At 44.8% G+C, this 11,407-nt stretch carries 7 protein-coding genes; 3 read left to right on the top strand and 4 right to left on the bottom strand.

What is annotated here, in order from left to right; all coding sequences use genetic code 11:
- Positions 1–436 (top strand): ROK family protein (locus PLH26_RS15245; RefSeq protein ID WP_324586892.1); only part of this gene is annotated, 436 nt, incomplete at its 5' end.
- Between the two features lie 253 nt (positions 437–689).
- On the opposite strand, the gene PLH26_RS15240 is transcribed toward PLH26_RS15245, so the two are convergent.
- Together PLH26_RS15240 and PLH26_RS15235 are read right to left on the bottom strand one after the other, a co-directional pair.
- Positions 690–1,979 carry a GH36-type glycosyl hydrolase domain-containing protein gene (locus PLH26_RS15240; RefSeq protein WP_324586891.1) on the bottom strand — a complete coding sequence of 430 codons (1,290 nt, stop codon included), beginning with the start codon at positions 1,977–1,979 and terminating at the stop codon, positions 690–692.
- Between the two features lie 5 nt (positions 1,980–1,984).
- Positions 1,985–5,176 (bottom strand): GH92 family glycosyl hydrolase, encoded by a 3,192-nt coding sequence (locus tag PLH26_RS15235; protein WP_324586890.1) that lies wholly within the window; start codon positions 5,174–5,176, stop codon positions 1,985–1,987.
- A 684-nt stretch (positions 5,177–5,860) separates the two neighbouring features.
- On the opposite strand from PLH26_RS15235, the gene PLH26_RS15230 reads away from it, so the two are divergent.
- Together PLH26_RS15230 and PLH26_RS15225 are read left to right on the top strand one after the other, a co-directional pair.
- The gene (locus PLH26_RS15230; protein ID WP_324586889.1) at positions 5,861–7,042 is read left to right on the top strand and encodes a TlpA family protein disulfide reductase; all 1,182 of its coding nucleotides are present in this window, start codon (positions 5,861–5,863) and stop codon (positions 7,040–7,042) included.
- Between the two features lie 23 nt (positions 7,043–7,065).
- A complete protein-coding gene (locus PLH26_RS15225; RefSeq protein ID WP_324586888.1) occupies positions 7,066–7,326 on the top strand; it encodes a hypothetical protein in 261 nt (86 codons plus the stop codon).
- A 187-nt stretch (positions 7,327–7,513) separates the two neighbouring features.
- Here PLH26_RS15225 and PLH26_RS15220 read toward each other — a convergent pair whose 3' ends face one another.
- Both PLH26_RS15220 and PLH26_RS15215 read right to left on the bottom strand, forming a co-directional pair.
- The gene (locus tag PLH26_RS15220; RefSeq protein WP_324586887.1) at positions 7,514–9,352 is read right to left on the bottom strand and encodes a RagB/SusD family nutrient uptake outer membrane protein; all 1,839 of its coding nucleotides are present in this window, start codon (positions 9,350–9,352) and stop codon (positions 7,514–7,516) included.
- A 10-nt stretch (positions 9,353–9,362) separates the two neighbouring features.
- Positions 9,363–11,407 (bottom strand): SusC/RagA family TonB-linked outer membrane protein (locus tag PLH26_RS15215; protein WP_324586886.1); only part of this gene is annotated, 2,045 nt, incomplete at its 5' end.

The following is an 11,407-nucleotide window of genomic DNA, read 5'->3' as shown; positions in this document are numbered from 1 at the left end:
GGGAACAGGATTGGGATCGGCAATGTACGAACATGGTATTTTCCGGGAAGGCGACCTGTGGTGCTTTCCTTTCCGCGAAAGCCGGGCCGAAGAATTTTTAAGCTCCAGGTGGTTCATTACAGAATATGCAAAAAGAAAAAAAGAAAAAGTGACCGGCGTAAAAGAACTGGCCGCTATTGCCGGTAATGATGCAATTGCCATGAAATTGTTTGAAGAATTCGGATATACGCTCGGGGAAGTACTGAAAGACCGGTTTCCCGGCCATTTTCCCGAAAGGATCGTTGTGGGCGGCAATATTGCCAAAGCCTGGCACCTGTTCAAATCCTATTGTGAAGAAGCACTTCGCCGGCATACACTTTCCTGCATGCTGGCGCCTGCCCAACTCGGAGAAAATGCTGCGCTCATCGGGGCCGCATATTTATGGGAGGCAAAATAAAGTGCAAAGGATTATATATAAAACACTTTGTTCGACCCTTTCAGGGTCATTGCAAATCCATATCCATAAACAGTCGGCTCCCGCCGCAGAAGGGTCAGACCGCTTTTGAATAAAGCTCACAGATCGCTATCAGCGTTGGCTTTTCTTTCCGCCCCCGCTGTGCGAAGTCTCCCGACTTCGCACCTGCTATGTTCCCCGGAGATTTATATCTCCACACATAAAGCGCACAGGTCACTAATAAGGCCAAACGCAGTTACTTCAACTTTTCAAGCATTACAATTGCAGTGTACAAAACACCAGCCTCTCCCCTGAAGGTTCCTGATCCGCGCGGTTTGTTATCAACGGAATACCATTCGTAAAAGCCATTGTTATCTTTTACTCTTTTAACCATCGGCAATACCTGTTCATACGCTTCCTGCACAAACCCGTACCTGATCAGTTGCTGTATCATCCGGCCGCCAAACCAGGTCCAGTCGCCACCGTTCTGGTAGCTGTATTCGGGATTCATGATCTTATTGGCGAAGTAACCTGCCGGGTATGGGGGATACAGCGTCAATCCTATAGAAGCGGCACCCGCTTTCTTTACCCTGCTCACCATTTCATCCAGCGAAGTTTTTACTTCTTTCTTGCTTAGCAATCCTGCCTCTATGGCAATAGCGGTACCGCCAAAATAATAGATCTCGTTTTCATTGAAGCCTGCGGGGAAAGGAGAGCCTTCAAGATAGATATGCGGAATGAATTTTTGCCTGCTTTTATCCCACAGATGTTTCCTGCAGTTCTGTGCAATGCTGTTTTTTACGGGTTGCCACTTTTGTTTGGATGCAGGGATCATTTCCATTAAGTCATTCAATGCTATTATGAACATGGCATTATCATAAATATCAATAGCAGGATGTGTATTTTCATCTATGTCTACTCCCCATCCATGTTCAGGCTGCACATCACCCCAATCGGCCGTAGTGGCGCCGGTAATTAACCCGTATTGTTTGTTGAAGCGCTTATTCATTAAAAATTCCATAGACCAAACCAGCCGCTCGCCAACCGTTTTATTACCGATCATCTCATCCAGTATGCTGCGGTCGTTGGTTAGCTGGATGTATTTGTATATGCTTTGCACCAGCGAGCTTTCCTGGTCGGTCTCCACCGTATTTTTGTGACCGGCATAGCGCGGCTCCAGCGGTGAGTAGGTAAAGTCGTATTCAACTTCTCCCACCTTTTTAACCGGAGTAAAACCATCAATAATATTTCCATCTTCTCCCTGCATTCGTAAAAAAACCAGCAGGTTTTCTTTCAGCACTTCCTTTTTATATACCTGCGCAGCCAGCTCTATGAAGGTATTGTAGTCCCTGATCCATACCTCACGGTAACCGTCACCCGCATTAAACCCGGTTTTCATTACTTCCAGCGCTTTGGCTTTTACAAAATGAAAGTATTCATTGTGCTTTATTTTTTCGGACAATGTTTTGCCGGAAAGTTTGTTTTCCTGTGCAGAAGCTGCCATAGTGATCATCAGCAGCATCAATAGTAAATAATTGCTTTTCATCTTTTTTATGGCTGTTTATTATCAATTCCCCATTTCGTATTGGGATTCGCTCCCATTTGCATGACCAGGGAACCGCCTTTTAACAATTCGGCAGCAGGAAATTTAAACGATTTCAGCTCCTTTCCGTTCAGCACCGCGCTTTGAACATACATATTCTTCCGGGATGCACCCCTGGCTTCTATTACAAATTTTTTGCCGCGGCCAAACCTTTCACCCAGGTCAATTTCAATTTTCTCAAAAAGCGGGCTTGCAATTTCATACACGGGATTGATGCTGCAGCCGCCATCGGTTTGGAACAATCCCAATGCAGCCATTACGAACCAGGCGCTCATCTGACCCTGGTCTTCATCGCCCAGATAGGCATTGCCAACACCGTACCCGTAATACCGTTCCAATATAGAGCGGGTCCATTTTTGTGTTGACCAGGGTTTTCCGGCCCAGTTGAACAGGAACGAAAAGTGCATAGACTGCTGGTTTCCCTGCACTACCGGATAATTCCAGTATTGGTCATTCATTCCATTGTAGCGCCAGGGCTCGCTCGCTTCAAATCCCCATTCCAGCCTGTCAATAAACCGCTTCTTCCCTATGAGGTTCACCAGTGCAGGAACATCCTGGGGAACAAAAAAAGTGAGCTGCCATGCGTTGCCCTCCACATAGTGGTGGTTGGCGCCACTGCGAAAGGGGTCAAAACCGGGCGCCCATTCACCATTGCTCAATTTCATATGGCAGTAGCCATCTTTATCCATAGTGTTTTTCCACCAGCCTCCACGATCATTGAATTTTTTATACAGTTCTGTTTTGCCCAATGATTTGGCCAGTTGCCCAACTGTCCAGTCATCGTATGCATATTCCATTGAATTTGAAAAACGGCCTTTATCCGAAGGAACGTACTGATGCTTCAGGTATTCCGTTAGATCGCGGTTGCCGGCAAAGCCTGTGTACACTTTTTGTGCCGGGGTTGTTTGCATTTTAACTGCCGCTTCCAGCAGCTTTGTTGCATCAAAATCCCGTATTCCCATCTGGTATGCGCCCACCATCATCGGTATTTCATGTTCCGCTACCATTACCGGTACATAATTCATTCCTGCCGGGCCTTTTGCCAGCCATCCGTATGCATCATACATGGCGAGCTCGGAATTTACCCAGCGGTTGCTCCATTCCGGTGTGATCAAATTCCACATCTGGTTCAAATTCCAGAATGTATTCCAGAAAGCATCGCAGCCCAGGGCAACATCATCTGCACCTTTTAGCTGCTGTATCTTGCCATCCGTTCCTCTCCATTGCCCGTTAACATCGCTCCAGGTATTGCGGCTGCAGACCGACCTGTACATCGCGTTGTAAAAACGTACTTTCTCCTGCCTGTTCGTTGTTGTAATTTTAACCCGGTTAAAAATATCGTTCCACTGATCGGCCTGGTGCTGCCTTACCGCTTCAAAGTCCCATCCAAACGGGCCCGTTAACTCCGTTGTTAAATTTAACCGGGCATTTTCAATGCTCACCAGTGAAATACCGGTGCGTACCTTAACAACGGGGTTGGCTTTGGCGTTGAACTGAAGGAAGATCCCTGCTTCTTTGATGTCTTTGGCCTGAAAATGATCTCCATAAGAGACCGTATCATTGATCCAGCCTCCCATGGATTGAAAAGGCTTGTCAAATTCTATAACAAAATGAACGGTATAGTCCTGTTCGGCATCGTTGCTCCATACGCGTGGTGAGAACTGGTGCGCAAAACCTTCGATCCTGTGATCGCTGATCTTCCGCAGGATGATCTCCTTTAGGCGGTAATCATATTCGGAGGGTATATGCAGATCTACCAGCACCCGTGAGCTGTCGCGGTTCTGCGGGAAAGTGAACCGCATCAATCCGCAGCGGGTAGTTGCAGTCATTTCGGCCTTTATATCGTAATCTTTGAGCTGAACTTTGTAGTACCCGATGGGCGCCTCTTCTGTTTTTTTATCAATCTCCGACCTGTAGCCCGAGCCCGGCTTCAGCTCATCGCCTATTTTTGTTTTCAATGCACCGTTGGATGCAAAAATACCCAGTCCGCCCATGGTCCATTCATGAATATGGCTGAAGGTGCCCACACTTTCAAATGACGGCTGATAACCTGCCTGCCAGCCGGAATTTTGGTTATCCGGGCTCAGCTTCACCATGCTGAACGGCATCCACGGGCCGGGTGCGATCATCCACCGCGAATGGGCTGTTCCCATGCGGGTATCTACATAACCGGCTAAGGTTTGCAGCCGCTGCGCAGAGCGTTCCACCGTTCCTTTTGCTATTGTAAGTCCATCTGCCAAAACCCTGTAGCTGCTTTGCCCGGGGCTTTCAACAGCAGGCATGGGCGCTTCGAACTCATAATTTCCCTCTTCGGCTTTTTCTTCAAAGATCAGCTTCCCGTCCAGCTCAATGCCAATGACCGGTAAGCCCTGCAGGTGCTCAACATTGACCAGCAGGGGTTGTATCCTTTTACCTTCAGGCAGCAGCTCATAATCTGCCGCTTTTACATCCCTTACAAAAGCCTTACCCGGCTTTACCATCTTTAAAGGGCTGCCTTCCAGCCGTACATTATCAAACAATATCCACGATCCTTCCAGCACTTCGATCGTGATGCAGTTAGCGCCTTTTTTGATCACACCTTTTTCAACCGGTATCTCTATTACCCGTGAAGTTGCATGCATAAGGTTACCCGTAATGGAAAGCGTGTCTCCTAAAGGCTCTTTATAAGAAGGGCGTTTTTGCCTGCCGGGATCATACCCTGTTGCGGTAAGCTGCTGTTTAACCGATTGGTTGTTTACAGACACTTTTATGAGGGGGAGAAATTCCTTAGCGTAATCTGCAAGCGCTATAACCAATTTATAATTTCCATCCGTGGTCATGCTCTCCACGCCAAATAAAATGTTTACCTGGTTGATCCGCCAGCCCGAAGTAGACCATGTACCTCCCCATGTATTCACCGGGCCCGGGAGCACATAAGGAAAATCATTTTTTTCAAGGGAATGACCAACCAGGAAGAACTTATCTTCAAAGCCAAAGTCGTGCGCTATAAATTTCCTGAACCCATCGGGAGCCAGTGCAAATTCAGCTGCGGAATGATCGGGTTTACCAATGCTCCATATAACAGGGGACTGTGCTTTCCCCGGCAGGGCAAAAGCCGTAATGGAAAACGTTAACAGGATTAAAAAAAATGGTTTAATCATACTGATCTTTTGAGCTTATTTATTTTTACTTCAACAAAAGTATCTACGGAGCATGGAGCTTCCTCGTCCAATTGAACAGGAATACAAAGGTGCACCATTGATTTGCCTGCATTATTGGAAATCCCGGTACTGGTTATTCATTGTATTATAGCTTTAAAATTAAAGATTTATCCGCAATCTATTTCTATTGATTTGGGCATATTTACATGGTTCTATAGCGCTTTTGTTTTATTTTCTAAGTTGATCGCCGGAAGAAGTAACATTAAGCAGGAGAGAGCAGAACAGTTGTATAATACAACCTCCAAAAATTGGATTATAAAGAGATTATAAAAATCTTTGAAAGCTGCAGGCAGGAATCATTTTATTAACTTTAAATTTTAAAACAATGAAAAGAATAAAAATGAGCCTTGCCAATATTCAAGGAAAGTTGAGCAGGGCTGAAATGAAAAAGATTATGGCAGGTAGCGGTGACGCCGGAACCTGCGGTTCTAACTGTGATAATGTCTGTATGGGTGCTAAGGGCACAACTTGCGAAGGGGTTTCAGGTACATGTAGTTCAAATTCTATGGGTACTTGTCAATGTCTTATAGTTTGTTGACCGTTTTATTTGTTACCGCAGTGTACCGAGATAAGTACACTGCAGTTTTATAAGTGGTATAATTGAATGTCACACGACACATTTTTATGGCTTTAAAACATCAAGTCGTGATGTTAAATAAAAAAATGCTCTGTATTATTATACGAATGAATTTTCAGTTATTGCTGTTATTATGTATTATAACGGTTGTTGCTTTTGCGCAAGATGAAAAGCCTCCTTTGCTGAGTATCAGAGATCCTGCGCCTCCGCTGCGGGTAAAGGAGTGGCTGAAGGGTGAACCGGTTCAACGCTTTGAAAAAGGCAGGATATATATTGTTGAGTTCTGGGCTACCTGGTGCGCTCCCTGTAAAGCTGCTATGCCGCATCTTTCGGACTTAGCCCATCAATATAAAGACAGGGTAACTATTATAGGCATGGACGTTATGGAAAAGAAAGCTACTACAATGGAGAAGATAAAAGCTTTTGTAGACAGCATGGGATATCGTATGGATTATACGGTGGCAGTAGAGGACAGTAACTTTATGGAAAGAAACTGGTTAGATGCTTCAGGAGAGCGGGGTATACCCAAGTCTTTTGTAGTAAATGCAGACGGGATACTGGCTTGGATGGGGCATCCCCATAAGCTTAATATAATTTTACCGCAAATAGTGAACAATACCTGGGATATAAAACGTGCGTTTGTCCAACAGAATTCAAACAGATATTTAGCAGCATTGGATGATTCCGTAAGTTATGAATTGAGATACTATAGAGGGGACCGGCGTCTGAACCCTAATACTCCACTCAGATCAGATTCAGATCTTTTAGCGATGATTGATGAAATAGTTAAAAAGGAGCCCAAGCTAAAATATACACCTCACATTGCCTTCTATACCATTGGTGCTTTGCTCGAAACCGATTTGCAAAAGGCTTATGAGTATGGTAAGGTTGCGATAGTAACCCCTACTTATCAGGAGCCGGTTTATCACATCATCAGTGACGCCATCACATTTTATTCAACCAAATTAAGGTTGCCCGTAGAAATCTGTAGGTTAGGTGCTCAGGCGTACCAGGCGGAAATTGATAGTGTAATCTATCCGGAGCTTATTAATGTGCCCAAACTTTATTATAACATGGCAGGGTGTTACTGGTTTGCAGGAGATAAAGCCAAGGCTATTGAAGCGTTGCAAACAGCCATTAAAATGCTAAAAGGCAAAAAGAACTTTTCTAAAGCTGATTTAGCTGTGTATAAGTCCCGACTTCAGCAATACAAGAAGAAGCCGCAGTGAAAACAAATTTTAATTACTGGCTATTGCAGAAAAGCAGAATGAACAGCTTACAGCAGTATGGCCCGGTTATTGGAAAAATTGACTATATAAAAACTACGCCAATCGATAGCGGGTATCTTGCACGGGTGGAATTGCCACATGCGTTATTGTTATTAACCAATTACGGGAAGCGGCTTCACCATAGAAACGGGCTGCTGGCACAGGCTGATATTATTACAGAAGACATGCGGCTACTTGAACGGTTTTATTATAAACTATTACGAAATTTCAGCGATAACAAATAAGCTTTTCTCGCATTTCTTAAGTCTCATTACGTTGTTACTAATTGTATTAATCATGCATTAATGGAATCAGTAAATATATCAATTAGACCGAGAATAATAACAATGCAGCTAACCTTGCCTTTAAATTGGAGAGTCTGTTAAAAAAAGAGAGGCAAATACCTCTCTTTTCTTGTTTTAAAGTGAAGCTTTAATACCCCGGGTTTTGTACCAAAGCGCCGTTGCTCTTTTTAATTTCGTCATTGGGAATAGGGAAGAGATAATAATGATCTCCTTTCCATGGCGCTCTCACTTCCGCTTCGGGTATCACTCCATATGTATAGGTCAGTTTGCCCAGCAAATCACCTGCCTGTGCGCCGGCCCAGTCCATCTTAACGCTGGTGAGCCCCCGGATAGGAATATCAATATTGCCGGGTGCAGCCTTCCAGCGCATAAGGTCAAAGAAACGCTGATCTTCCAGTTGCAATTCTATTGCTCTTTCATTTCTGTAATCTCTTACAAGATCTGCTCCGGTACTGGTGATATCCGGCATGTTCGTAGCCTCTCTTTGCCTGATCTTGTTGAGGTATTCACGGGCGAGCGGTTCGTTCTCCAGGGCGATCTGGATCTCCGCATAGTTTAAATAAAATTCTGTTAACCGCATGAACACCGTTACCTGGTTGTAGTTAAAATCATAGCTTGCACGCGGCCCGTCAAAGTCAAGCAATCTCCTGAATGTGTAACCCGTTTGTACCCTCCAGTGAAAGGGAGTAAGCCCCTTTACCCAATAGGTTTTGGAATCGCGTCCAAAATCAAAAAGGGTTTGCCCGTTTTCAGGATCCACTTTATTGGGATTGGTGTAGGGAGGCGCATTGTCGGGGTTGGGATTGGCATCTTCCCAGTATTCGTAAACCCTGTGCGTGGTTTTGGATCCGTCCTGTATAAAAACGGGACCGGCGCCGGGATAAAGAATAGAAGTATAATACCGCGGGTCCCTGTTATCGTTGGGTTTTTGCGGATCATACCCCGAAGCGGGGTTCACCGTAATGCCATCGGCCAGGTAGGGATATTCTCCATTGGCCATTTGAAACATATTGACAAATGTTTGCGTTGGCATCAAACGTTGCCTTGCATCAAAGCCGGAAGGCCAGTAATCATAATTATAACCCCAGTCGGGTATCCTTGTAGCGGGGGTAAACGATTTTCCAAAAATGGTCTCGTCATTTTTTAATGGTTTTATAAACAAATCGGCGGTTGTTGCATGCAGCGCATAACCGGCATCAATTACTGCCTTCGTTGCCACTTCAGCCGCCTGCCATTTTGATTTGTCATTGGAAGGGTTATTTAAAGGACTTGCCGCATACAAAAGCATCCTTGCCTTTAACGCCAGGGCTGCATTTTTGCTGATCTTTCCTTCATTTACAGGCACGCCATCCAGCAGGCTTATAGCTTCGTCGCATTCGCTCAAAACAAATGCAACGCATTCTTCGTACGTATTCCGGGGTGTATCAAAGCTCTCCTCATCCAGCTTAAAGCTTTTTGTAATTATAGGAACACCGCCATATGTGCGCATTAACTCAAAATACATCCATGCTCTTAAAAAATGTACTTCGCCCTTCATAGGGTCAAGTTTAGCCACATCAATATCGGAAGTCTCCACTTTTTCAAAAAAGATGTTCGCCTTCCTGATATAGCCGTATTCTTCATCCCAGAGATTTGTAAGATCGGTGATATTATCCGGAGTGATGATGCCAGTAATATATTCACGGATCCCCGCAGCCCTGTCGTGGGTTTCGGGCTGGGATACGGCTACATCGGTTAACGCTTCATAACCGCCGCTGCCCGGGCTCCATGGTGGTTTAATGCCGTTGTATATATTGTACACATAATTCTGCAAAAAAGTGGGATCGTTGAAAACCGCATCTTCGGATATGGCGTCCAGAGGCTTTTTATCCAGCAGATCACGGTTACAGGAAATAACCGTGACAGCGCAGATCAACGACAGGGCTGTAATTTTTTTTACTGCTTTATTTATATTTAAATATTTCATACTTCGGGTATTAAAAAGTGATGTTAAGTCCGGCGCTTATCGTTCTCATAATGGGATATACGCCACCGTTGCCTGTTTGGGGGGATGTTTCAGGATCACCCGCACCATATTTTTTCAGGTTGTTAAATACCATGAAAAGATTGTCACCGGATACATACAGCCTCAATGCCGAAATTTTGAACCTGGTCATCAGGCTTCGGGGAAGTGTGTATCCCAATTGGGCTGTTTTTAAACGAAGCCAGGTAGAACTGCGATAATAGAAATCGCTGTTAGAAGCAGCGAAACCCGTTGGGGAGATCATCGGGAGCTCTGCATTTGTATTGTCTAATGAAAAGCTATTCAACGCTACATACCGCAATCCATTGCCATTGGCCCCCGAGTTAAATCCGTTGCTGAGCCTCCACTTGGCACCGCTTTGCCCTGCAAACAAAACAGACAAATCAAAATCCTTGTAGTCTAATCCGATATTGAATCCAAACTGCATTTTGGGCAGAACGGCGCCGGCATTTACGGTTGTATTAAACATGTACTGGTCATTGCTGGTTATTTCACCATCATTGTTCAGGTCTGCAAAGATCAACCCTCCAACCGTAGCACCCGGATAGGCCGGATATTTGGTCAGGTCATCTTCTGTTCTGTAAATACCAATTGACTTGTAAACCAAAGCGGAACCGAGAGGTTGTCCTTCCAGTTTCTGGTACGGCTCGGACTGGGGCGTTTCATCAAAATAAATGATCTTATTTTCGGTATAAGCAAGGTTTGCATTTAACATTACATTTACCTGCCCTACGTTCTGCCTGTATCCTGCCTGAACTTCAAATCCTTTATTGTCCATTCTTCCGATATTCTCATCAGGTAATATCAGCCCGGTATAACCCGGAATAGAAGCCTGTCTTCTTCCAAGGATATTGGTGGTTTTGGTCTTGTATAAGTCCAGCTCAAACGTTAACCTGTTCTGCAAAAAGCCCAGTTCCAGACCCAGATCAGTTGTTTCACTTACTTCCCACGTAATATTAGGATTAGGGGTAGAAGTAGCTGCTATGCCGCGGGCATCCGTTCCGTTAACAACCCAACCTGCTGAATAGCCAAATGCGCCAATATACTGGAAGGGGTCTACCCTGTCGTTACCCAGTTGCCCCCATGATGCCCTTATTTTAAAATTGCTGAACACATTCTCAGGAATGAAAGACTCCTTGCTCACCACCCATGCGGCAGAAGCCTGGGGGAAGAAACCATAGCGGGTTTCTTTGGGGAAAACAGGTGAGCCATCATAACGGGCACTGAATCCAAGCAGGTATTTACCTCTGAATTCATAACTGGCGCGGCCAAAATAATTTCGACGTGCATTTTCCGCTGCTCTCCCGTCTGTATTCCAGTTGTTTCGGTTGGTGCTGCCTGCGAAAAGCTGATCAAGCAATGGAGAATCATAACCCAGGCGCTGCGCCCAGAAGTTATTGGTTTTGTAATCCATTTGCTCATACGCAACAAAGATCCCGATCTTATGGTCGCCGCCAATTACAGTATTGTAAGAAAGCTTTATATTATTGGTTATCCTCTGGCTTTGATAAAAATCTTCTCTTAAACCTATATCCTCAACCGTTCTTGACTCCTTTTGCACAATTGAATCCGTGTTAGGAACTCTTTCATAATAGGGCCAGGTGTAATTAAACACCTTATCGTAATTAAAAGTTTTAACTATACTCGAAAATCCATCCAGTGCCAGACCGTTCACATACGGGATGTTCCATTTAAAACGAATGGTGCCGCTTAAAATATCTGCCTTGTACTTTCTGTAGCCGGGGCTAAGTAATCTTGCCACGGGATTCAGGTGCGACCATCCTTCACCGGGATAACGATAATCTCCGCCGATATACGCTTCCTGCAGCGGGCTCACACTTGCAAAAGCACCCACATCGCCGCCCGGGCCGCTTTGCGGGAGTTCCGTATTTTTTTCGCGTCCTGACAGGTCAAAACCAACTTCAAAATTATCCGTAACAGAAACATCTATATTGCTTCTTACATTGTATTGTTTCACTTTTGTTTTATCATCACCCC

Origin of the sequence: Agriterribacter sp. (assembly GCF_035444585.1) — a bacterium.
Classification (GTDB): Bacteria; Bacteroidota; Bacteroidia; order Chitinophagales; family Chitinophagaceae; genus Agriterribacter.
This window is presented reverse-complemented; position numbering and strand designations above follow the sequence as displayed.